23 protein-coding genes are annotated in these 21,746 nt (G+C 71.1%); 13 read left to right on the plus strand and 10 right to left on the minus strand.

Annotated elements, in window-relative coordinates:
• Positions 1 to 17 precede the first annotated feature (17 nt).
• The 3 genes from ACOOHC_RS03290 (at position 18) to ACOOHC_RS03300 (ending at position 1,909) form a co-directional block, all read left to right on the plus strand.
• Positions 18 to 944 (plus strand): LLM class F420-dependent oxidoreductase, encoded by a 927-nt coding sequence (locus ACOOHC_RS03290; protein ID WP_420452586.1) that lies wholly within the window; start codon positions 18 to 20, stop codon positions 942 to 944.
• Between the two features lie 90 nt (positions 945 to 1,034).
• Positions 1,035 to 1,487 (plus strand): DUF2510 domain-containing protein, encoded by a 453-nt coding sequence (locus ACOOHC_RS03295; RefSeq protein WP_420452587.1) that lies wholly within the window; start codon positions 1,035 to 1,037, stop codon positions 1,485 to 1,487.
• Positions 1,484 to 1,909, plus strand: a complete 426-nt coding sequence (locus tag ACOOHC_RS03300) for a DUF2752 domain-containing protein (protein WP_420452588.1) — start codon at positions 1,484 to 1,486, stop codon at positions 1,907 to 1,909. Before ACOOHC_RS03295 ends, ACOOHC_RS03300 begins: the two co-directional genes overlap by 4 nt.
• Positions 1,910 to 1,937: 28 nt before the next feature.
• On the opposite strand, the gene udp is transcribed toward ACOOHC_RS03300, so the two are convergent.
• From udp to ACOOHC_RS03345, 9 genes are all read right to left on the minus strand, one after another.
• Entirely contained in the window at positions 1,938 to 2,699 is a 762-nt protein-coding gene (gene udp / locus ACOOHC_RS03305; RefSeq protein WP_420452589.1) for a uridine phosphorylase, read from the minus strand.
• A 20-nt stretch (positions 2,700 to 2,719) separates the two neighbouring features.
• Positions 2,720 to 3,295, minus strand: a complete 576-nt coding sequence (locus ACOOHC_RS03310) for a TlpA family protein disulfide reductase (RefSeq protein ID WP_420452590.1) — start codon at positions 3,293 to 3,295, stop codon at positions 2,720 to 2,722.
• Positions 3,296 to 3,361: 66 nt separating this feature from the next.
• Positions 3,362 to 3,739, minus strand: coding sequence for a hypothetical protein (locus ACOOHC_RS03315; protein ID WP_420452591.1), 378 nt, complete (start codon positions 3,737 to 3,739; stop codon positions 3,362 to 3,364).
• A 118-nt stretch (positions 3,740 to 3,857) separates the two neighbouring features.
• Complete coding sequence (locus tag ACOOHC_RS03320; RefSeq protein ID WP_420452592.1) at positions 3,858 to 5,411, minus strand: trimethylamine methyltransferase family protein; 1,554 nt, start codon at positions 5,409 to 5,411, stop codon at positions 3,858 to 3,860.
• 190 nt (positions 5,412 to 5,601) lie between these two features.
• On the minus strand, positions 5,602 to 7,617 hold the full coding sequence (locus ACOOHC_RS03325) for an ASKHA domain-containing protein (protein ID WP_420452593.1): 2,016 nt from the start codon (positions 7,615 to 7,617) through the stop codon (positions 5,602 to 5,604).
• Positions 7,618 to 7,666: 49 nt separating this feature from the next.
• The gene (locus ACOOHC_RS03330) at positions 7,667 to 8,593 is read right to left on the minus strand and encodes a dihydropteroate synthase (RefSeq protein WP_420452594.1); all 927 of its coding nucleotides are present in this window, start codon (positions 8,591 to 8,593) and stop codon (positions 7,667 to 7,669) included.
• Entirely contained in the window at positions 8,590 to 9,060 is a 471-nt protein-coding gene (locus tag ACOOHC_RS03335; RefSeq protein WP_420452595.1) for a virulence factor, read from the minus strand. The genes ACOOHC_RS03330 and ACOOHC_RS03335 overlap by 4 nt, the downstream gene beginning before the upstream one ends.
• Entirely contained in the window at positions 9,057 to 9,761 is a 705-nt protein-coding gene (locus ACOOHC_RS03340; protein WP_420452596.1) for a DUF1638 domain-containing protein, read from the minus strand. Before ACOOHC_RS03340 ends, ACOOHC_RS03335 begins: the two co-directional genes overlap by 4 nt.
• Before the next feature lies 1 nt (position 9,762).
• A complete protein-coding gene (locus tag ACOOHC_RS03345) occupies positions 9,763 to 10,503 on the minus strand; it encodes a corrinoid protein (protein ID WP_420452597.1) in 741 nt (246 codons plus the stop codon).
• Positions 10,504 to 10,707: 204 nt separating this feature from the next.
• On the opposite strand from ACOOHC_RS03345, the gene ACOOHC_RS03350 reads away from it, so the two are divergent.
• Complete coding sequence (locus tag ACOOHC_RS03350; RefSeq protein ID WP_420452598.1) at positions 10,708 to 11,460, plus strand: IclR family transcriptional regulator; 753 nt, start codon at positions 10,708 to 10,710, stop codon at positions 11,458 to 11,460.
• A gap of 127 nt (positions 11,461 to 11,587) precedes the next feature.
• Here the strand turns inward: ACOOHC_RS03350 and ACOOHC_RS03355 are convergent, their stop codons facing one another.
• Complete coding sequence (locus tag ACOOHC_RS03355; RefSeq protein ID WP_420452599.1) at positions 11,588 to 12,835, minus strand: hypothetical protein; 1,248 nt, start codon at positions 12,833 to 12,835, stop codon at positions 11,588 to 11,590.
• A gap of 231 nt (positions 12,836 to 13,066) precedes the next feature.
• Here ACOOHC_RS03355 and ACOOHC_RS03360 point away from each other — a divergent pair, with 231 nt between their 5' ends.
• The 9 genes from ACOOHC_RS03360 (at position 13,067) to ACOOHC_RS03400 (ending at position 21,702) form a co-directional block, all read left to right on the plus strand.
• Positions 13,067 to 13,432: an NADH-quinone oxidoreductase subunit A gene (locus tag ACOOHC_RS03360; protein ID WP_420452600.1), complete on the plus strand. Its 366-nt coding sequence runs from the start codon at positions 13,067 to 13,069 to the stop codon at positions 13,430 to 13,432.
• 67 nt (positions 13,433 to 13,499) lie between these two features.
• Complete coding sequence (locus ACOOHC_RS03365) at positions 13,500 to 14,144, plus strand: NADH-quinone oxidoreductase subunit B (RefSeq protein ID WP_420452601.1); 645 nt, start codon at positions 13,500 to 13,502, stop codon at positions 14,142 to 14,144.
• Positions 14,128 to 15,447 carry an NADH-quinone oxidoreductase subunit C gene (locus tag ACOOHC_RS03370; protein ID WP_420452602.1) on the plus strand — a complete coding sequence of 440 codons (1,320 nt, stop codon included), beginning with the start codon at positions 14,128 to 14,130 and terminating at the stop codon, positions 15,445 to 15,447. The genes ACOOHC_RS03365 and ACOOHC_RS03370 overlap by 17 nt, the downstream gene beginning before the upstream one ends.
• Positions 15,444 to 16,616, plus strand: a complete 1,173-nt coding sequence (locus tag ACOOHC_RS03375; RefSeq protein ID WP_420452603.1) for an NADH-quinone oxidoreductase subunit D — start codon at positions 15,444 to 15,446, stop codon at positions 16,614 to 16,616. Before ACOOHC_RS03370 ends, ACOOHC_RS03375 begins: the two co-directional genes overlap by 4 nt.
• Entirely contained in the window at positions 16,613 to 17,665 is a 1,053-nt protein-coding gene (locus ACOOHC_RS03380) for a complex I subunit 1/NuoH family protein (protein ID WP_420452604.1), read from the plus strand. Before ACOOHC_RS03375 ends, ACOOHC_RS03380 begins: the two co-directional genes overlap by 4 nt.
• The gene (locus ACOOHC_RS03385) at positions 17,665 to 18,144 is read left to right on the plus strand and encodes a NuoI/complex I 23 kDa subunit family protein (protein WP_420452605.1); all 480 of its coding nucleotides are present in this window, start codon (positions 17,665 to 17,667) and stop codon (positions 18,142 to 18,144) included. The genes ACOOHC_RS03380 and ACOOHC_RS03385 overlap by 1 nt, the downstream gene beginning before the upstream one ends.
• The gene (locus ACOOHC_RS03390; protein WP_420452606.1) at positions 18,141 to 18,695 is read left to right on the plus strand and encodes an NADH-quinone oxidoreductase subunit J; all 555 of its coding nucleotides are present in this window, start codon (positions 18,141 to 18,143) and stop codon (positions 18,693 to 18,695) included. The genes ACOOHC_RS03385 and ACOOHC_RS03390 overlap by 4 nt, the downstream gene beginning before the upstream one ends.
• Before the next feature lie 12 nt (positions 18,696 to 18,707).
• On the plus strand, positions 18,708 to 19,007 hold the full coding sequence (gene nuoK, locus ACOOHC_RS03395) for an NADH-quinone oxidoreductase subunit NuoK (protein ID WP_420452607.1): 300 nt from the start codon (positions 18,708 to 18,710) through the stop codon (positions 19,005 to 19,007).
• Position 19,008: 1 nt separating this feature from the next.
• Complete coding sequence (locus ACOOHC_RS03400; RefSeq protein WP_420452608.1) at positions 19,009 to 21,702, plus strand: NADH-quinone oxidoreductase subunit L; 2,694 nt, start codon at positions 19,009 to 19,011, stop codon at positions 21,700 to 21,702.
• The last annotated feature ends 44 nt before the right edge of the window (positions 21,703 to 21,746 follow it).

Raw genomic sequence — 21,746 nt, forward strand, 5'->3', positions numbered from 1 at the left:
GCGCGTACGCTCGACCCATGGATCCGAGCGACCTGACCGTGTTCACCGAGCCGCAGCAGGGCGCGACCTACGCTCGGCTGCTGGCGGTCGCCCAGCGCGCCGAGTCGCTCGGGTTCGGCGGTTTCTTCCGATCGGACCACTACCTCTCGATGGGCGACGGTGACGGTCGTCCCGGCCCGACCGACGCCTGGGTGACCCTCGGAGGGATCGCTCGTGAGACCTCGACGATCCGGCTCGGCACCCTGGTGACCGCCGCGACCTTCCGCCTCCCGGGGCCGCTCGCGATCTCCGTCGCCCAGGTCGACGAGATGTCGTCGGGGCGCGTCGAGCTGGGCATCGGTGCCGGGTGGTACGAGCGCGAGCACGAGGCGTACGGCATCGACTTCCCCGACCTCGGCGAGCGCTTCGACCGCTACGCCGAGCAGCTCGAGGTGATCACCGGGTTGTGGTCGACCCCGCTCGGCGAGACCTTCGACCACCCCGGCCCCCGCTACCCGATCACGGGTTCCCCGGCGCTGCCCAAGCCCGTCCAGGATCCGATCCCGATCATCATCGGCGGCGGGGGGAAGCGGCGCACGCCGATGCTCGCGGCACGCCACGCGAGCGAGTTCAACACCCCGTTCACGTCGCTCGACCTCTTCGGCGAGCAGACCGATCGGGTGCGTGCGGCGTGCGTCGAGATCGATCGCGACCCGGCGTCGATGGTGTTCTCCGCCGCCCTCGTCGCCTGCGTCGGCTCCGACGAGGGCGAGCTGGAGCGGCGCGCGTCGGCCATCGGGCGCGAGGTCGGCGAGCTGCGCCAGAACGGGGTGGCCGGGACCCCCGACGAGGTGCGCGACACCATCGGTCGCTGGCGTGAGGCGGGAGCCGAGCGGATCCACCTGCAGGTCCTCGACCTCGACGACCTCGACCACCTCGACCTGATCCTGCAGGCCTCGGCGTGAGCGCCGCACGGCCGGTCGCGGCCGGCGGCGGCGACCGACCGGACTCGGCCGCGGCGTCGGCCCGGGCGTCGAGTCGGGGAGGTGCGCGACATGGGCGCGGGTGACACGCCGGCGGGGTGGTACCCCGACGTCGAGCGACCGGGCGGGGAGCGGTGGTGGGACGGAGCGCGCTGGACGCACCATCGACGCGGCGGGGTCGACGGCGGCGGGCGACCGCTCGGTCCACCCTCCGTCGGTCCCTCGGGTGCCCCGCCCGTCCACCGGGCGCACGAGGCACCGCGGGTCTACCCGAAGACGGCCAACACGGGAATCGCCCTGGCGCTGTCGATCGTCGGTCTCGTGTGCTGCCAGCTCATCGCGATCCCCGGGATGCTGATGGGACGCTCGACGATGAACGACGTCGACGCCGGCCTCGTCGACCCGTCCCGGCGTGGGATGGCCCAGGCGGCGTTCGTGATCGGCGCGATCGCGATCGGGGTGCTCCTCGTCGGCGTGATCCTGATCGCGGGGGCGCTGGTGCTGTTCGCGGCGGCCGGATCGTGAGCGCCCCCGCGATCGCCCGCCGCGGCGCGCCGGGATGGTCCCGGGCGGCGACGGGGGCGGCCGCTCTCGTCGGTGCCGTCGTGGTCGTCGACGCGACCGGGACCGACGACGGACCCGGGTTGTGCGTGTTCCGGCGGTGCACGGGGGGCTACTGCCCGGGATGCGGCGTCACCCGCTCCGCACGGCACCTGGTCCACGGCGAGTGGGCCGCCGCCTGGTCGGACCACCCGTGGGTGCTCCTCGTGGTGGCGCAGGCCGCCGTCGCGGCGATCGTGCTCGGCGCGTCGCGCTCGGCCCGGGTGCGGGTCGCGGGCGTCGGGGTCGACCGGGTGGTGCTGACCGTCGGGCTCGCGAACGTCGCGCTCGCGTGGAGCATCTGGATCGCCCGCCTGGCGGCCGGGTCGATCCCCGGCTTCCTCTGAGCTCGCCCGGATCGACGTCGTCGGCCGGTCAGCCGCGCAGCAGTCGGCGGGCGGCGTCGACCACCACCCCGATCGTCGTCGACTCGACCGCGGCGGCAGCGCTCTCGTCGGGCATCTCCTCGGCGACGCGGTTCACCAGCACCCCGGCGACGCACCCCGCCCGCCACCGGTGGGTGGCGCACATCGTGAGCAGGGTCGCCGACTCCATCTCGTAGTTGAGCACCCCGAGCGCACGCCACTCCTCAAGGCTCCCCCGGAAGCGCTCGACGACGCGTCCGGACACCGTGTCGTACCGCTCCTGGCCGGGGTAGAAGGTGTCCGACGACGCCGTCACCCCGACGTGGGTCGTCGCTCCGGTCGCGTGGGCCGCGTCGACGAGGGCGGTCGTGACCGCGTGATCGGCGACGGCCGGGTACTCCATCGGCGCGAAGTGCCGGCTCGCTCCGTCGAGGCGGACCGACGCCGTGGTGACGATCACGTCGCCCGGGGCGATCTCGGGCTGGATGGCGCCGGTCGTGCCGACGCGCAGGAACGTGCGCACCCCGAGCTGGGCGAGCTCCTCGACGGCGATCGACGTCGACGGTCCGCCGATCCCGGTCGAGCACACGACGATCGGGGAGCCGTCGAGGCGGCCGACCACCGAGGTGAACTCGCGCTCGGACGCGGCGGGTCGGGCGTCGTCGAGCAGCTCCGCGATCCGCCCGACGCGGCCCGGGTCACCGGGCACGATCGCGACGGTCGCGCCGTCGAGATCGCCGCGCGACAACCCGAGGTGGAAGACGTCGGGCACCGGCTGCGCCTCGCGTGGACCTAGGCCCGATCGGCGGCCGCGACGCCGTGGTACGGGCGACCCGCCGCCCGGTGCTCCTCGGCGAGCTCGAAGAACTCGGGCCCGAACGGGTCACCTCCGCGCAGCGGCATCGCCGCCCGCCGGATCGTCCAGTCGTGCGGCGCGAGCTCGGCGGCCCGGTCGAAGTTGCGCGCCGCGCCCTCGTCGTCGCCGTCGTCGCGCAGCCGCAGCGCGATGCGGAACCGCAGGCGGGCCTGCTCCTCCTCGCCGGTGAGGTCACCCACCGCGCCGCGCGCCTCGTCAGGGGTCATCATCGCCTCGTCGTCGATCACCCAGCGACGGATCGCGTCGAGCTGGCGCCCCGAGTCGACGCCCGTGTAGTCCTTGAAGGTGTCGGTCGCGTAGGCGTTCCAGTTCGGCTGCACGATGGTGTCGTCCGGGTCGATCAGCACCACCGTCGGGACGTTGGAGATCGCGTACAGCTCGGTCAGCAGGTGCTGCGCGTCGATCAGCACCGGGTAGGAGATGCCGTCGGTCTCGTCGCGGACGTAGTCACCGATGCGCTCGACGTCCTCGTCGATCGCGACGGCGATCACCTGGAGCGCGTGGTCGGACAGCTCGTCCTGGAGGGCCTGCCAACCTGGCAGGTCGTAGAGGCAACCTCACCAACTGGAGAACGCGACGAGGAGGCGCTTCTTCGATCGGTGGTCGGACAGGGCGTGGTACGTCCCGTCGAGGTCGGGGAGGGTGAAGTCGGGCGCCTTCAGGTCGCTGAGCGCGGACCGCCGCCGCCCGCGGTGCGCGCCGATCGCCACGAGACCGGTCACGTCGTCGACGGCGACCGGGCGGTCGAGGAGATCGGCCGCCACCCGCAGGTCGACGCGACCGTCGCGCACGAGGGCGTCGCGGTCGGGCACCATCACGCAGCGGTCGTCGCGGCACAGCCCCTCGGGCTTGAGGGTCCACCCGAGCAGATCGGCCAGCGCCCCGGAGTCGACGAGCGGTCCGGTGTCGAGGACGTCGATCGTGGTGGGATCCATGTCGCGACCGTAGCCACGGGGTGACGAGCTCCCACCACCCGCGGCCGTGCACGACCGGCCACCGACACCCGACACCGACGCCGGGCCGCGGGTCGCGTCGGCGCGACCGGGGGCCGGCTCAGCTGCGGTCGGCGCGGATCTCGGCGCGGCGGCGCTCGACGTGGTCCGCCAGCTCGGCGGCGATCGCGTCGTCCAGAGGCGGGGGCTCGTAGTCGCGCAGCGCCGCCTTCCAGGCGACGTTCGCCCGCTGGGCGGCGTCGGTGGCCCCGTCCTCGGTCCACTGCTCGAAGCTCGAGTTGTCCGCGATCGGCGACCGGTAGAAGGCGGTCTCGAAGTTCGCGAACGTGTGGGCGGTCCCGAGGAAGTGCTCGCCGGGGGTGTGCTCGCGCAGAGCGTCGATCGCCTGGCCGTTCTCGGACACGTCGAGCCCGCGGGCGAAGGTCGCCATCATCCCGAGCTGATCGGCGTCGAGCACGAACTTCTCGTACCCGAACGCGAGGCCGCCCTCCATCCACCCCGCGGAGTGCAGGACGAAGTTGACCCCGGCCATCATCGTCGGGATGATCGTCGACGCCGACTCGTACGCGGCCTGCGCATCGGGGATCTTCGAGGCGCACAGCGACCCGCCGGAGCGGAACGGCACCCCGAGCCGCCGCGCGAGCTCGGCCACGGTGTAGAGGACGACGGCCGGCTCGGGGGTGCCGAAGGTGGGGGCCCCCGTGGCCATCGACATCGACGACGCGAACGACCCGAACACCACGGGAGCGCCCCGGCGCACGAGCTGGCAGAACGTCATCCCGGCCATCGCCTCGGCGAGGGTCTGGGTCGCGACGCCCGCCGCGGTCGTCGGCGCCATCGCCCCCGCCAGGATGAACGGCGAGATGATGCACGCCTGGTTGGCGGCGGCGTAGGTCTCGGCCGCGTCGAGCATCGTGTCGTCCCACACGAGCGGCGACGACGCGTTGATCAGCGACGACAGCACGGTCCGCTCGACACCGGTCTCGTCACGCAGGTCGCCGCCGAGAGCGATCCGCACCAGGTCGATCGAGTCGGCGGCCCGAGACCCCGCCGTGACCGACCCCATCAGCGCCTTGTCGCTGAAGGTGAGGTGGGCGTGGACCATGTCGAGGTGGCGCTCGTCGACCGCGACGTCGACCGGTTCGCACACGGTCCCGCCCGAGTGGTGCAGGTTCGGCGACAGGTAGGTCAGCTTGACGATGTCGCGGAAGTCGTCGATCGTGCCGTAGCGGCGACCGCGGTCGAGGTCGAACACGAACGGCGAGCCGTAGTTGGGCGCGAACACGGTGGCGTCGCCGCCGATGCGAACGCTGCGGGCGGGGTCGCGGGCGTGCTGCGTGTACGTGCTCGGCGCGTGCTCGCGGATGATCGAGCGGCACAGACCGCGCGGGAAGCGGACGCGCTCGCCGTCGACGTCGCAGCCGGCGTCGCGCATCAGCTCGAGCGAGCGCGGGTGGTTGCGGAACTCGATGCCGACCTCGGCGAGCAGGGTGTCGGCGTTGGCCTCGATCGTCTCCAGCGACTCCTCGGAGGTGATGCGGTAGGGCGGGATCGATCGGGTGAGGTAGGCGGGCGCGGCCGGAGCGTGCGCGGCGCGCGCCGCGGAGCGCCCTGCGCGCCCTCCCGATCGTCGACCCTGGCGTGCTTCGGGCATGTCGTCCCCCCTGACGGCCTGACGGCCTGACGGTCTGACGACCTGTCGACCGTTCCGAACGTGATCCGTTCCGCGATCCGGAACGGTTCCATCATACAGAACCCTGCGGAGCCCGGTGACCGCAGGTGCGTCCGGGCGGGGCGGCGCCGTCGGGATCGACGTCGGGCGGCGGTGGCGGGTCGTGTCGGGCTCAGCGGCGCGAGCGGCGTCGGCGACGCCCCGAGTCCGAGCGCGGCCGGGGCGCCGGCAGGGCGATCTCGCTCGCGAGCAGCGGCGTCGGCTCCGTGGTGTGGGGGAACCCCATCGCCGCGACGAACAGCTCCTGGAACCGCACCTCGGTCGCCGTCTCGATCTTGCGCACGCGGCGAACCGCCTGGGCGATCTCCTCGCGCTGCGCCGCCGACACGAGGGCGCGGACCGCTCCCGCTCCGGCGGCGTTGCCGACGCTGCGGACGCGATCGACCGCGACGTCGGGGACGAGCCCGAGCACCTTCGCGTACAGGGGGTCGATGTGCGCACCGAACGCGCCGGCGAGGCGGACGGAGTCGACCTCGTCGAGGGCGGGCCCGCCGGCGTGCTCGACGAGCAGGTCGATGCCGGCGCGCAGGGCCGCCTTCGCGAGCTGGATGGCGCGCACGTCGTCCTGGGTGACGCGGATCTCCTCGGCTCCGTCGCCCTCGTGCAGCACGTAGGAGAAGGTGCGGCCGTCGGCGACGATCCGCGCAGACGCGCTGCCGTCGGCGCGCACCGCGTCGCCGCGGATCGTGCCGTCGACGTCGATGATCCCCGAGAGGTACATCTCGCCGACCACCTCGATGATGCCGGACCCGCAGACCCCGGTGACGTCGAGGCGCATCGTGTCGGCGACGAAGGTCGCCTCGTCGGACCAGCTGTCCGCCCCGATCACCTTGATCCGCGGCTCGAGCGTCGAGCGATCGATGCGCACCCGCTCGATCGCCCCGGTCGTCGCCCGCTGGCCGGCGGAGATCTGGGCCCCCTCGAACGCGGGCCCCGTCGGGCTCGACGCGGCCAGCAGGAGCGTCGAGTCGCCGAACACGATCTCGGCGTTGGTCCCCACGTCGACGACGAGCTGGCGCCCGGTGGAGCGGTGGGGTCCCTCCGAGAGGATGACCGCCGCGGTGTCGGCGCCGACGTGACCGGCGATGCACGCGAGCAGGTGGACGGTCGCGTTCGGAGCGTCGAGGCCGAGCTCGGTGGCGGTCGTGTCGACGGCGCCGTCGGTGGCGAGGGTGAACGGGGCCTGGCCGAGCGGGGTGGGGTCGATCCCCAGCACGAGGTGGTGCATGATCGGGTTGCCGACGAGCACCGCGTCGAGCACGGCGGCGCGCTCGAGCCCGACGTCGTCGACGAGGTCGCCGATCATCGCGTCGAGCGCCGTGCGCACGGCCCGGGTCAGCTCGACCTCCCCGCCGGGGTTCATCATCACGTACGACACCCGCGACATGAGGTCGTCGCCGAAGCGGATCTGGGGGTTCATCACCCCGTTCGTCGCGAGCACCTCGCCGGTCGCGAGGTCGACGAGGTGGCCGGCGATCGTGGTCGATCCGACGTCGACAGCGACGCCCACGGCCCGGTCGACGTAGCCGGCGAACGCCGCGGTGATCCGTCGGCGCTCGCGCACCGCGACCGTGATGCCGCCGTCCTTCGCGCACGGCGCGAGGCGGGGGAGCACGTGCGTCGCGATCTCGGTGGGGCGCACGTCGAAGTCGACGGCGAGCCGCTCGACGATCTGCTGGTGCAACCCGCCCACCTCGACGCCGAGCTCCGCGCGGGGGATCTCCACGTAGTGCAGCTTGACGATCGGGTCGACCGTGATGTCGCCGACGTCGACGGACTTGCGCACGAGGGGGCGGTGCACCTGGCTGGTGGCGGGGATCTCGACCACCACGTCGCCGCGCACCCGGGCGGCGCAGCCGAGCCGAGCGCCGTCCGCGAGCGCACGGCGTCCCGAGTAGTCGTCCTCGGTCGACGACCACGCGGTGAGCGAGTCCGCGTCGGAGGCGACGTTCCACTTCGGGAACGACCCGGTCGACGGCACGATCTGGCAGCGCCCGCACAGGCCGCGCCCCCCGCAGGTCGAGTCCAGGTCGGCGCCCACCGACCGGGCGGCGTCGAGCACGGTCGTGCCGTCCGGGACGCGGGCGGTGAGGCCGACCGGGGTGAACACGACGCGCCGCTCGCTCACCGCGACGCCACCTGCTCCGTCGACGACCCGCGACGGTCGGCGGCGATCGTCACGACTCGGAGCGCCGGGCCCGGCGTCCGCCGCGGCGGCGGGGCGCGCCGGCGCCGTCACCGTCGCCGCCTGCCGCCTGACCGCCCTCTCGGCGCTCGGCGATCCAGGCGCCGCAGTCGCGGTCGTGGCCCATCAGCACGTCGGCCGCCTTCACCGCGGTCTTCACCTCGGCGTGCAGCGGGCTCATGATCGCGGAGGTCATCCCGTTGGCGATCGCCATCGACAGGAAGGTCCCCGTGATCGAGTGCCGCTGGGGCAGCCCGAAGCTCACGTTCGACGCGCCGCACGTCGTGTTGACGCCGAGCTCGGTGACCAGGCGGCGCAGCAGCGCGAACACCTGCTGGCCGGCCTGGCCGACGGCACCGATCGGCATGACGAGCGGGTCGACGACGACGTCGGACGCCGGGATGCCGTGGTCCGCGGCGCGGTTGACGATCTTGCGCGCGACCTCGAAGCGCACGTCGGGATCCTCCGAGATGCCGGTCTCGTCGTTCGAGATCGCGACGACCGCCGCGCCGTAGCGCTTCACCAGGGGCAGCACGCGCTCCATCTGCTCGTCCTCACCCGTCACCGAGTTGATCAGCGGCTTGCCCCGGTAGACGGCGCACCCCGCCTCGAGCGCCTCGATGATCGAGGAGTCGATCGACAGCGGGACGTCGGTGACCGACTGGACGAGCTGGATCGCCTGGGCGAGCAGCGCCGGCTCGTCGGCGAGCGGGATGCCCGCGTTCACGTCGAGCATCTGGGCGCCGCCCGCGACCTGCTCGAGGGCGTCGGACGCCACCCGGTCGAAGTCGCCCGCCTTCATCTCCTCGGCGAGCAGCTTTCGCCCGGTCGGGTTGATCCGCTCGCCGATCATGACGAAGGGCCGGTCGAAGCCGATGACGACCTCGCGGGTCGCGGAGCTGATGATGGTCTCGGTCACGGTTCGTTCCTCCGGTCGTGTTCGTTCGGGTGCTCGGCCGCGGCGGCTCGTCCGTCGTCGCTCCCCGGCTCGAGGCCGCCGTTCGCGACGAGCGCCTCCAGGCGCGCGCGCGGGTACTCGTCGTCGAGCTCGCGGCTGCGCCGCTCGAGGAGCTCGGCGACGTCGTCGGTCTCCGGGAGGGGTTCCGCCGTCGACCGCCACCGCTGGACGTAGTCGTTGGTCGACGTCAGCCCGGCGACCGCCGCCGCACGGTCGATCGCGTGCTGGAAGCGGGCGTGGAGCAGCACCTTGTGCTGATCGCCGCCGCTGCGCGCGGTGAGCTGGGCGGGGATGTCGCGCCACGCGATCGTGGTCAGCGCCCCACCCGAGCGCCGGCCGCGCCGCGCCGACGAGCGCCGCTCGCGCGTCGAGCCCTGGTCGGGGCCGAGGTCGGCGCTCGGCCGTGCGACGCCGTCGCCGGCGCTCACCTGCGCACCCCGGCGAGGCTCACCATCGTCGTGCCGAGCTCGCCGTAGCCGGTGTCCTCGACGATCATCGAGAGCCCGAGCCGCTCGGCCGCACGCTCGGCGCCCGCGAGCAAGGCCGGGTCGTCGCTCTGGGCGAGGTACACGAGGCGGGTGTAGTTGCCGAAGTACATCGGCAGCAACTCGGGGTGGCGGTCGAGGCCGAGGCCCGACCACACCATCCGGTCGAAGTGACGCACGAGGAAGTCGGTGAGGTAGAACGACCCGATCTCGGCGTCCTGGATCTCCGCGAAGCGCGGGGCGGTCGCGAAGAACTCGTAGCAGTGGGCGCCGTGCATCATCTCGACGCCCTCCTCCTCGCACACGCGAGCCAGCAGGCCCCCGGTCCCGCAGTCGGCGTACGCGACGAAGATCTCGCCGACCGGTTCACGGCGCGCTCCGACGGCGTCGGCGGACGTGGTGATCACCGTCGGCGAGTCGACCGGGTCGAGGCCGCCCGCGCCGGTCGGCGGATCCGGCTCGACTCCCTCGGCACGGGCGCGCCGGATGCGTGCGCGCACGGCGTCGGGGATCTCGCTCGGGCGGTTGTGCAGCGCCGCCGGCAGGCACTCGATGGTCACCGCGTCGAGCCCGTTCAGCCGCGTGATCGCCAGCAGCTCGCGCGCCAGCGCTCCGCATGCGATGACCAGGGTGCGCGCCGGCACGTCAGACGCCGACGGACGGGCCCGCGGGTTCGCGCCGCCCGCGCCGGTCGAGCACCAGCTGCTTGGCCATCTCCGAGGCGACGGCCGCGTCGCGGCAGTAGGCGTCCGCTCCGATCGCGTCGCCGAACTCCTGGTTCAGCGGCGCTCCGCCGACGAGCACGATCTGGTCGTCGCGGCGGCCCTTCTCGGTGAGGGTGTCGATGACGACCTTCATGTAGGGCATCGTCGTGGTCAGCAGGGCCGACATGCCGAGGATGTCGGGTCGGTGCTCGTCGAGCGCCGCGAGGAACTCGTCGACGTCGGTGTTAATCCCGAGGTCGTGCACCTCGAAGCCGGCTCCCTCGAGCATCATCGCGACGAGGTTCTTGCCGATGTCGTGGATGTCGCCCTTGACGGTGCCGATCACCACCTTGCCGATCGACGCCACCCCCGTCTCGGCGAGCAGCGGCCGCAGGATCTCCATCCCGGCCTTCATCGCGTTCGCCGAGAGGAGCACCTCGGGCACGAAGAGGATGCCGTCGCGGAAGTCGATGCCGACGATGCGCATCCCCTCGACGAGGGCGTCGTTGAGCACCCTCTCGGCGCTCCAGCCCCGGTCGAGCAGGATCGTCGTCCCCTCGGCGATCTCCTCCTTGAGGCCGTCGTAGAGGTCGTCGTGCATCTGCAGCGTCAGGTCCTCGTCGCTGAGCGTGGCGAGGTCGATCTCGGCGTCGGGATCGTCATCGGGTCCGATGTCGGTCATGTGTGCCTCCCGAGGGATGGGCGGGTCGTGCGACCCGGGTTCGAAGCGGTCCGGCGGTTCCGTTTGGTGGAACAGTACCGTATGGTGGAACACGGCGCCGACGAGTTCGCGCCCGGCCCCTCTGGGCCCGCTCCGAGAGCGGCGCACCGCACAGGGTACCGGCGGAGCGGACCCCACGTCGGCCACGACCAGGGAGCACGTGAGATGTCCGGAGTCCAGTCGATCGAGCGCGGGTTCGCCGTGCTGCGCGCGCTCGTGGGTGGACCGCTCGGGGTGACCGAGATCGCCGACCGCACCGATCTGCCCAAGTCGACCGTCTCGCGCCTGCTGTCGGCGCTCGAGGCCGAGCGCGCCGTCGAGCAGGTCGAGACCGGAGGCGGGTACGCGATCGGCACCGGGCTGGCTGCCCTCGCCGCGGCCGGCGACCCGCAGGCGAACCTGGTGGCGCTCGTGCGGCCGCACGTCGAGGAGCTCGCCGCCCGCACGGGCGGCAGCGCCGGGTTCACCTCCCTCGACGGTGACGAGGTGTTCTGGGTCGACAACGTCGACGACGGCGACGAGCTCGTCACGATCGTGGACCAGACCGGGCAGTCGTTCCCCCTGCACGGGGTGGCGTCGGGCCTCGCCCTGCTCGCCCACTTCGACGACGACCGCCTGGCGCGCTACCTGGATCTGCCGTTGGTCGCCCTCCACGAGGGGTCGGTCACCGACCCCGCCGTGCTCCGTCGCTGGGTCGAGGACGCGCGCAGCGACGGCGTCGTGATCTCGCGCGAGCGGCTCGACCCGGGCGTGACGTCGCTCGCGACGGCGTTCCGCGGGCTCGAGGGGCGCTGGGAGCACGCGCTCTACGTGCAGGGCCCGTCGTTCCGCTTCCCGCAGGACGGCGACGAGGCGGGGGTCGTCGCAGCGCTGACGCTGGCGGCGGAACGCCTCTCGGGCCGACTGGCCTCGATCTGACCGGTCCGGCCGCGCTCGGTCCGGACGCGACGGAGCCGCCGGCGCACCGGCGGCTCCGTCCGCTCCCACCGCCGTGGACCCGCCCGAGGCGGGATCACGGCGGTGGTGCCGGTGGATCAGGTGGCGATCAGCCCGAGACGTCGACGACGAAGTCGCAGGAGCCCTCGCCGCAGTACACCTTGATGGTGCCGTCGGAGCCGACGGAGACGGGGAAGCTGTTCGTCGTACGGGTGCCGGCCATGCCCCAGGTGACCTGGGAGACGGTCGGGCGATCGTCGTCGTCGGTGTCGCCGTTGAAGACGGTGAGGTAGCCGATCGCGTCGGTCGAGGTGACGGTGACGCTGATCGACGCCGACACCGAGCCGGCCGTGAAGTCGGTGTAGGTCGTGAGGTCGATGGTCGTGGTCTCACCGCTCGAGATGCGGCCCTTGTTGTCGTCGCCGTCACCCGGCTCCAGACCCTCGCGGGAGTCGTAGGCGCGCTGGGCGTCGGTGAAGGCCGCCTGCGTCGTGGTGACGCTGGACCAGCTCGAGCCGTTGTACAGGTACAGCGTGCCGTTGCCGTCGACGAAGAGCTCGCCGTTCTCGTGGTCGTCGTCGGTCGGGGGACCGTCGACGGCGGTCTCGTCGTCGCCGAGGTCGCTGTTGTCGACCTGGATCAGGCGCACGTGGGACTTGCCGCCCACGAACTCGCCGCCGTAGCCGCCGACCGAGATGCCGCCGATGCCGGCGCCGATGCCCTGGTGGCGTCCCCACGTCGCGGCCGTCGTGTTCTGGCCGGTCCCGTCGGGACCCGTCGCGTCGGCCGGCGTGTCGCCGGCGATCGAGTGCCCGGCACCGACGGTGGCGCCGAACACGGCGTGGGAGCCGTTGGTGTTCTCGAGCACGAGGCCCTCGACGCCGCGCGCCGGGCCGGCGAGGTCGACATCGGTCGCGCCGTTGACGCCACCGACGCCGGCGCCCTGGCCGTTGTCGTGCTTGCCCCACGTGGCGGCGACGGAGTTGTCGGCGTTCGACGCCGGCACCGTGCCGGCGACGGCGTGGCCGACGCCGTTCGTGTTGCCGCGGATCGCGTGCGAGCCGTTGCCGGCATCCACGATGTCGCCGACGAGCGCTTCGCCTCCCTGCGTGCCGGGGGCGGTGTCGTCGGTGCTCGTGTTGGTGAAGCTCGTCGGCGAGTCACCTTCGAAGTCCCCGCCCACGACGACGTTGTCACCGTCGGCGGCGGATGCGCCCCCGGCCTTGCCGGCGAGCGCGGCGGCACCGGCGATGCCGGCTCCGGTGAGGAACATCCGGCGGCCGCGGGACGACCCGGCGACAGGGGCCTCCTCGATCTCGGCGTCGGTCTCGGTGATCTGGTCGATCTGATCGGTCATGCTGGTCCTTCGTGTGTGGGCGGGTACGGGTGGGTGCGAACACCCACCAGTCGTCGTTCGTACCCGTCGAGGTCGTGGATCAAACGGGTTCGCGTCTGTGGGTGGTCGATCGCCCACGCCGGGTCGCGACGCGGGCACGGACCGGCGCGACCGGCGACGTGACATGCGGCGGACTCGGCACCGAGGCAGGTTGTGAGGGATTTCCCGAGCCCTGGTATCTTCGGCCTCCGTATGTCCGACTTCCTCCGGGACTATCTCAACGTCGTCTGGTTCGGAGCCGCCGCCCTCGCGATCGGCGGGCTGCTGCTCGGGCTGGCAGCCGCGGTGCGCCCCACCTCGCCGTCCGCGGAGAAGTACATCGCCTACGAATCGGGCGTCGATCCGGTCGGCATGGGCTGGTCGCAGAGCCAGATCCGCTACTACGTGTTCGCGCTGCTGTTCGTCATCTTCGACGTCGAGGCCGTGTTCCTGTTCCCGTGGGCGGCGTCGATCGAGCGCTACGGCACCTTCGGGCTCGTGGTGATGCTCGTGTTCATCGTGCTGCTCCTGGACGGCCTGTTCTACGCGTGGAAGCGGGGCCTGCTCAGGTGGGTGTGATCGCCCGGGGACGTGTCGCGGTCCCCACCATCCCAGCGACGACCACCGACCGAGGGAAGGACTGACCATGGGTCTCGTCGACAAGGGCCGGATGCCGGCACCGCTCACGAAGCTGTTCAACATCTCACGGTCGTACAGCCTGTGGGTGTACCAGTGGGGTCTCGCGTGCTGCGCGATCGAGATGGGCGCCGCCTTCGGCTCCCCGCGCTACGACGTGATGCGCCTCGGCGTCATCCCCCTCCCCGCCAGCCCCCGCCAGGCGGACTTCGTGTGCGTCTCGGGGACCGTCACCGACAAGATGGCCCCGGCCGTCAAGCGCCTGTGGGAGCAGATGCCCGAGCCGAAGTACGCGATCTCGATGGGCTCGTGCGCGAACTGCGGCGGCCCGTACTGGGACTCGTACTCGGTCACCAAGGGCGTCGACCAGATCATCCCGATCGACGTCTACGTGCCGGGGTGCCCGCCGCGGCCCGAAGCCCTGCTCGAGGGCGTCGTGCTGCTCCAGCAGCGGATCAAGAACGAGGACATGCAGGCCAAGTGGAAGGGCCAGGAGTTCACCACGCTGCAGGCGAGCCGCAACCGCGAGCTCGAGCGCACGAGCGCGGGCGAGGACACGGGCGAGACCACCCACGACATCTCGACCGACCCGATGCCCATCCCCGAGCGGAACCGACCCGAGCCGATCGTGGTGGGCGGTGGGCCCGTTGAGTGACGCCGAGACCACCGAGGCGGGGACCTCCGACGACGCCCCGGCCGCGGAGGGCGACGAGACCCAGGCGCTGCCCGGTGACGGCCTGCGCGAAGGGATCGTCGACGACCTGCGTGCCCGCATCGGCGACTCGCTGATCGAGTTCGCGATCGTCCCCAACGAGGACCTGTTCGTGCGCGTCGCCACCGACGCGTGGGCCGAGACGGCCGCCGCGCTCAAGGCGGCGGGGTTCCACTTCTTCAGCTTCCTCTCGGCGATCGACTGGATGCCCTCGCCCTACGGCAAGGGCGAGGACGATCCGACGGTCGAGAAGGAGCCGATCGACATGACGATCGAGCAGGGCGTCACCGGTGGTGAGACCCGGATGCAGGTGTTCGCCCGACTGACCGACATCTCACGCCACGTCGGCATCACGATCAAGGCCGACGTCGACGACGAGGTGCCGGTCGTCGACTCGTGGACCGGCTCGTTCGCCGGGGCGAACTGGCACGAGCGCGAGTGCCACGAGATGTTCGGGATCGGCTTCAACGGACACCCCGACCTGCGCAACATGTACCTGCCCGGCGACTTCGAGGGCCACCCGCTGCGCAAGGACTTCCCGCTCGTCGCCCGGATGGTCAAGCCCTGGCCGGGGATCGTCGACGTCGAGCCGATGCCCGAGGTCGTCGAGGAGAAGGCCGACGAGCCGGTCCCGGTGACCGACGAGGACGGTGAGATCGACCCCGAGGCGACCGCCGAGGTCGTCGACGACACCGCCGACGACGGCGCCTCGGGCGACGACGCGACGACCGACGACGACGCAGCCGAAGCGACCGACCCGACCGAGGGCGCGGACGGGGCCGACCGTGCGGGCTCGACCGGCGACGCGGCCACCGACGAGACCCCGGCGTCGGCCGAGCCCGACACGCCCGACGAGGACGCGCCCGAGGCGGCGGCCGACCCCGCCGACGTGGCCGACGGCGATGCGGGGGACGCGTCCGGACCGGAGGATCCCGAGACGGACACCGAGACCGAGGCCGAGCCCGAACCCGAGACCGACATCGAGACCGAGCCCGAGCCCGAGCCCGAGACGGACACCGTGACCGAGACGGACACCGAGACCGTGACCGATACCGAGACCGTGACCGACACCGACACCGACACCGGCCCCGACCGCAGCGTCGACGAGACCGGGCGCGACGCCGGGGTCCCGGCCGAGGCCGCGGGGGTCGCCGCCGACCCGGACGCCTCCGACGAGGCCACCGCCGGCGAATCCGCGCCCGCGAGCGCACCCGACGACGGAACCGACGAATCGAGCACGTCATGACGATGATCAGCGACCGGGGTCAGCTCGGCTACATCGCGGCCCAGGCCGCGGACGCCCGCCTCAACGTCGAGCTGGAGACCGAGGGGATGACCCTCAACATCGGGCCGCAGCACCCCGCGACCCACGGCACCCTGCGGATCATCGCCCGCCTCGACGGCGAGCAGGTCATCTGGGCCGAGCCGTCCGCCGGCTACATGCACCGCGGCTACGAGAAGCTGACCGAGGTCCGCACCTTCCCCCAGGTCACCACCCTGATCAACCGGATCGACTGGCTGGGGAGCTTCGCGAACGAGGTGCCGTTCATCCTCGCCGCCGAGAAGCTGATGGAGATCGAGGCCCCGCCGCGCGCGCAGGTCATCCGGACCATCCTGTTCGAGCTGTCGCGGATCGCGAACGTCTCGCTGTTCCTCGGCGACCTCGGGGTGCAGATGGGCGCGATCACCCCGGTGTTCCTCGCCTTCCGTGACCGCGAGTACGTGCTCAACCTGATCGAGGGCGCGACGGGCGGCCGGTTCCACCCGAACTTCGACCGCATCGGCGGCCTCAAGGACGACCTCCCCGCCGGCTGGATCAGCGAGACCAAGCAGGTGATGCAGAAGCTGATCGGCTTCTGCGACGAGATCGAGGACCTGCTGTTCGGCAACGAGATCTTCCAGAGCCGGATGCGCGGCATCGGCGTGATCCCCGCCAACGTCGCGCAGGACTACGGCCTCTCCGGCCCGAACCTGCGCGCCAGCGGCATCGACTACGACCTGCGCCGCGACAACCCGGTCGGGCTCGCGTGGGACAAGGCCGACTGGAAGGTGTGGACCCACCCCGACGGCGACTCGTGGGCTCGCTGCTGGATCCGGCTGCAGGAGACGCGCGAGTCGTGCAAGATCGTGCAGCAGCTCGTCGAGCAGATCCCCTCCGGGCCGATCATGACCAAGGTCCCGCGGATCATCAAGGTCCCCGAGGGCGAGGCCTACGTCTCGACGGAGAACCCGCTCGGTGAGATGGGCTACTACGTCGTGTCCAAGGGCGACCTCGGTCCGTTCCGCGTCAAGATCCGCTCGGCGAGCTTCAACAACATCTCGATCACCCCGTGGGTGCTCAAGGGCGTCTACGTGCCCGACATCATCACGATCCTCGCGAGCCTCTACTTCATCCTCGGAGACATCGACCGATGAGCGCGCTCGCCGTCGAGATCCCGTACTGGGGTCAGTCGATCCTGCGCGTGGTGGGCGGCCTCGTCGCCGTGCTGCTGCCCGCGGGCGGGATCGTCTACCTGTTCCTGTTCAAGATGATGTCGTTCATGCAGTCGCGCCTCGGCCCGATGGAGGCCGGTCCCTACGGCTCGATGCAGCTCCTCGCCGAGGTCGGCAAGTGGATGCAGAAGGAGGACATCGCCCCCGACAACGCGGACAAGGCGATCTTCAAGATCGCACCGCTGATCGTCCTGCTGTCGACGTTCCTGCTGATCGTCGTCGTCCCCTTCGGTCCCGACGCGTTCTTCACCGACTTCGACGCCGGGGTGTTCTACTTCCTGGCGGTCGGCTCGATCAGCGTGCTCGGCATCTTGATCGCGGGCTGGTCGAGCGCGAACAAGTACAGCCTCCTCGGCGGGCTGCGCGCGGCCGGCCAGCTCATCGCCTACGAGCTCCCGATGGTGCTCGCCACCCTCGGTGTCGTGATCCAGGCCGGCTCGATGAACCTGAACCGGATCGTCGAGGTGCAGAACACCGGTGAGATCTTCGGGATCGGCGTCCTCGGCAACCCGTTCATCCTCACCCAGGGCATCGGCTTCCTGATCTTCATGATCGCCGTGCAGGCCGAGCTGACCCAGGCGCCGTTCGACATGCCGATCGCCGAGTCCGAGCTGGTGTCGGGCTACATGACCGAGTACACCGGCTTCCGCTTCCTGATCTTCTTCATCGCCGAGTTCGCCACCGCCGGGGTGTTCAGCTTCATCGCCTCGGTGCTGTTCCTCGGCGGCTGGGGCGTCCCGTTCGAGTGGTTCGGCTGGTCGAACCTCGACGAGGTGGCCGACTGGATGAACATCGTCGGTCCGCTGATCCTGGTCACCAAGATGTTCCTCCTCGTGGGGATCATCATGTGGGTCCGCTTCAGCTACCCGCGCTTCCGCGAGGATCAGCTCCAGACGTTCGCCTGGAAGTTCCTCATCCCCGTCTCGCTCGCCAACATCGCCGTCACGGCCATCTTGAAGGTTGCGTTCTGATGCCGAAGCTCCCCGGACTGATCAAGGGCCTCGGTGTCACCATGGGCACCATGGGCCGCACCGTGAAGGACGGCGCCAACACCGTCCAGTACCCCCACGAGAAGGAGGCGCCGCCGGTGCGCGCCCGTGGGGTCATCGCGCTCCACGAGGAGAACTGCACGGCGTGCATGCTGTGCTCGCGCAGCTGCCCGGACTGGTGCATCTACATCGAGGGCCACAAGCAGCTCGCTCCGGCGCGCCGCGCGGGCGGCAAGCCGCGCCAGGTCAACCACCTCGACCGGTTCGACATCGACTACGCGCTGTGCATGTACTGCGGGATCTGCGTCGAGGTGTGCCCGTTCGACGCGCTGTTCTGGAGCCCCGAGTACGAGTACTCCGAGCCGCGCATCGCCGACCTGCTCCACGACAAGGACAAGCTCGGCGAGTGGATGGAGACGGTCCCGGAGGCTCCGTCGCTGGAAGCGGGTGCCGGCAAGTGAGCCCGCTCGCCGCCGAGGGCGTGAACGTCGCGCAGAACATCGGCTTCGGCATCATCGCCGCCTTCATGATCTTCGGCGCGCTCTGCGTGGTGTCGACGAAGAACGTAGTCCACGCCGCGCTGTGGCTCGTCGTCGTCCTCGGCGGAGTCGCCGCGCAGTACATCCTCGCGGCGGCCGAGTTCGTCGCCGTGTCCCAGGTGCTCGTGTACATCGGGGCGGTGATGGTGCTGTTCCTCTTCGGGATCATGCTCACCCGTGCGCGCATCGGCGCCGAGGAGGGGCTGAACAACCCCGGGTGGGCGCTGGGGATCCCCGTCGCCGTCGTGCTCTTCGGCCTGCTCGCCTTCGTGGTGCTCGACTTCACCGACGACGACACCATCGACCAGCTCGGCCTCGCCGATCGCCCCCTCGTGCTCACCGGTGCGAACAACGAGTCCACCATCGGCATCGCCGACCGGGTCCTGTCGCCCTACCTGGTGCCCTTCTTCGGGATGACGTTCGTCCTGCTCGCCGCCGCCATCGGCGCCATCGTCCTGGCCCGCAAAGACTGACTGGAAGCTCCGATGCTCGCCGCCAACTTCCTCCTGCTCGCCGCCGTGCTGTTCTGCATCGGCGTCTTCGGCGTCATCGCGCGCCGCAACGCCGTGATGGTGCTGATGTCCATCGAGCTGGTGCTGAACTCCGTCAACCTCAACCTGATCGCCTTCGCGCTGATGAACGGCGACGTCGACGGCCAGGTGTTCGCCCTGTTCGTGATCGCGATCGCGGCCGCCGAGGTCGGTGTCGGCCTCGCGATGGTGCTGCTGATCTACCGCAACCGCCGCTCGATCTCGCTCGACGAGCTGTCGGAACTGAGGGGCTGACGTGCTCGCCGCCGAAGAGACCCACGCCGCGCTCGACCTGACCTCGGGCTGGTTCCTCGACAACCTCTGGCTCGTCGCGCTCGTCCCCGCGCTCGGCTTCGTCGTGATCACGCTGTTCGGCAAGCGGATGCCCAACGGCGGCTCCGAGGTCGGCCTCGCCACGATCGGCGCGTCGTTCGTCCTCTCCACCGCAGCGGCGATCCAGTGGATGGCGCGGGTCGACTCCGCCGAGGAGCACGGCGGCGAGGCCGCCGGGCTGATGGCGACGTTCGCCCGCTCGGTGCCACGGGCGTCGGAGGGGGGAGAGGCCGAGCCGTTCATCGAGCCGGTCATCTCGTCGTGGACCTGGTGGCAGAACTCGGGGCTCGAGTTCGGGATCGGGTCGTTCGCCGACGGCCTGTCGGTGCTGCTGCTGTGGCTCGTCGCGTTCATCTCGCTGCTGGTGCAGGTGTTCAGCCTCGACTACGTCCGCGGCGACCGCCGCTACACCCAGTTCTTCGGAGCGCTCACCCTGTTCTCGGCCGGGATGCTCGTCATGGTCATGGCCGGCAACATGGTCCAGCTGATCCTCGGCTGGGAGATCATGGGCCTGTGCTCGTTCATGCTGATCGGGCACTGGTGGGAGGAGGAGGCCAACTCCAAGGCCGCCCTGAAGGCGTTCTTCACCGTGCGCGTCGGCGACGTCGGCCTCCTCGTGGGAACCTCGATCATCTACTTCGCCTCCAGCGGGTGGATCGCCGACAACCTGCCCGGCCGCAACGGCTTCGACATCTCGGCGATCCAGGCGTGGGCCCTGTCGGGCGACTCGTCCGCGAGCGGGGCCGCGATCCTCGTCGGAGCGATCGCGCTGTTCATCGCCTGCATCGGCAAGTCCGGCCAGTTCCCTCTGCACACCTGGCTGCCCGACGCGATGGCCGGCCCGACGCCGGTGTCGTCGCTGCTGCACTCCTCGACGATGGTGGTTGCCGGGGTGTTCCTCGTCGCCCGCATCTACCCGGTGTTCTGGGAGGGGTTCAACATCGCGAACGGAGGGCTCAGCTTCATCGCCGTGATCGGCGCGATCACGATCGTCATCGCCGCGCTGCTCGCGTTCGTGCAGGACGACATCAAGAAGGTGCTCGCGTACTCGACGGTGAGCCAGCTCGGCTACATGATGCTCGGCCTCGGCACCGGTGCCTGGCTGCCGGCCGTGTTCCACGTGTTCACCCACGCCTTCTTCAAGTGCTGCCTCTTCCTGTGCGCCGGGTCGATCAGCCACTCGGGCTCGCACCACTCCTTCGACATGAAGAAGGACATGGGCGGGCTGCGCAAGCACATGCCGGTGACGTTCGCCGCCTGGATCGTCTCGACCCTCGCGCTGACCGGGGTGGCGCCGTTCGCCGGCTTCTGGTCGAAGGACGAGATCATCGACAACGTCGGCAACAACGGCTACACGTTCCTGTTCTGGGTGGCGCTCGGCGGAGCGGCCCTGACCGCGATGTACATGACGCGGGCGACCTACCTCACCTTCTTCGGCGAGGCGCGCGGCGCGGCGGCCGGCGAGCACCACGACGACCACGCCGACGACCACGACCTCGCAATCGAGGAGCACGAGCCGGAGCTGGCGATGGCCGGCGGTCGGGTCGAGGGCGGCCACGACGGCTCGCCCCGCTCGGGCGGCGTCGCGGCCAACCCCCAGGGCGTGCCCGACGACGGTGAGCTCGCCGCCCGCGGTGCCGATCACGCGGTCGTCGACGACCACGACGACCCCCGTCACCACGATCCCCGCCACGACGTCGCCCGGCGCGACGCCGGGCGAGATGCCGTGCTCGCGGACCACGGGACCCACGGTGGCCACGACGACCACGGTGACGACCACGGCGACGACCACGGTCCGCACGAGTCCGGCAAGCTGATCCTGATCCCGGTGGTGATCCTCGCCGTCCTCGCGTGCGTGGCGGGCTTCTCCAACGCGACGCCGCTGGGCGAGTCGTGGGAGTACGTGAAGAAGTACGTGGAGCCCCGACCCGAGGCGGTCGCCGCCGACGCGACCCTCCCCGGAGGTCCGGGCGAGTCGCTGGCGCCGGTCGTGCCCGGGTTCGTCTCGTCCGCGCCGGTGGGCGCGTCCGAGGGCGAGGACGACGGCGGACCGACGGAGGGCTGCGGGTTCACCGCCCCTGCCGAGGGCTCGGTGTGCTACTTCCCGGCGGTCAGCCACGCCGTGCCGACGATCGGCAAGATCGCGCTGTCGATCGGGGTCGTCCTGGTCGGCTACGCGCTCGCGATCGCCTTCTGCGTCGCGTACTACGGCCGGCGGGACCCGCGCCTGGTCGGTCTGACCGAACGCAACGGTCTCGCCCGCGCCGGCCACCGCTTCCTCGTCAACAAGTACTACCTCGACCACATCTACGAGAACGGCGTGGTGCGCGCCGTGGCCCACCCGATCGCGAACGCCGCGTACTGGGTGAACCAGAACGTCCTCGACGGCACGGTCGACGCCGTCGGCGAGGGCGGCAAGCGCACCGGGACCTGGATCTACGACAACATCGACCAGAAGGTGGTCGACGGTGCGGTCAACGGATCCGGGTACGTCGCGTCCGAGACCGGCCACGGTCTGCAGCCCGTCCAGTCCGGCAAGGTCAACCAGTACGGTGCGCTGATCTTCGGCGCCGCCGCGCTCGCCGCGATCGCCCTCGTCATCGTCAACGTCGGCTGAGCCGAACCTCGACCCCTCACTCTCCGAGAACCGACAGAGAACCG

The organism is Ilumatobacter sp. (genome assembly GCF_965215205.1).
GTDB lineage: Bacteria > Actinomycetota > Acidimicrobiia > Acidimicrobiales > Ilumatobacteraceae > Ilumatobacter_A.

Bases quoted from the DNA above. Each gene is read 5' to 3' on its own strand.
- ACOOHC_RS03290 (WP_420452586.1), top strand. From the start codon at position 18: ATGGATCCGAGCGACCTGACCGTGTTCACCGAGCCGCAGCAGGGCGCG.
- ACOOHC_RS03295 (WP_420452587.1), top strand. From the start codon at position 1,035: ATGGGCGCGGGTGACACGCCGGCGGGGTGGTACCCCGACGTCGAGCGA.
- ACOOHC_RS03315 (WP_420452591.1), bottom strand. From the start codon at position 3,739: ATGGATCCCACCACGATCGACGTCCTCGACACCGGACCGCTCGTCGAC.
- ACOOHC_RS03320 (WP_420452592.1), bottom strand. From the start codon at position 5,411: ATGCCCGAAGCACGCCAGGGTCGACGATCGGGAGGGCGCGCAGGGCGC.
- ACOOHC_RS03345 (WP_420452597.1), bottom strand. From the start codon at position 10,503: ATGACCGACATCGGACCCGATGACGATCCCGACGCCGAGATCGACCTC.
- ACOOHC_RS03350 (WP_420452598.1), top strand. From the start codon at position 10,708: ATGTCCGGAGTCCAGTCGATCGAGCGCGGGTTCGCCGTGCTGCGCGCG.
- ACOOHC_RS03355 (WP_420452599.1), bottom strand. From the start codon at position 12,835: ATGACCGATCAGATCGACCAGATCACCGAGACCGACGCCGAGATCGAG.
- ACOOHC_RS03360 (WP_420452600.1), top strand. From the start codon at position 13,067: ATGTCCGACTTCCTCCGGGACTATCTCAACGTCGTCTGGTTCGGAGCC.
- ACOOHC_RS03365 (WP_420452601.1), top strand. From the start codon at position 13,500: ATGGGTCTCGTCGACAAGGGCCGGATGCCGGCACCGCTCACGAAGCTG.
- ACOOHC_RS03375 (WP_420452603.1), top strand. From the start codon at position 15,444: ATGACGATGATCAGCGACCGGGGTCAGCTCGGCTACATCGCGGCCCAG.
- ACOOHC_RS03380 (WP_420452604.1), top strand. From the start codon at position 16,613: ATGAGCGCGCTCGCCGTCGAGATCCCGTACTGGGGTCAGTCGATCCTG.
- ACOOHC_RS03385 (WP_420452605.1), top strand. From the start codon at position 17,665: ATGCCGAAGCTCCCCGGACTGATCAAGGGCCTCGGTGTCACCATGGGC.
- nuoK (WP_420452607.1), top strand. From the start codon at position 18,708: ATGCTCGCCGCCAACTTCCTCCTGCTCGCCGCCGTGCTGTTCTGCATC.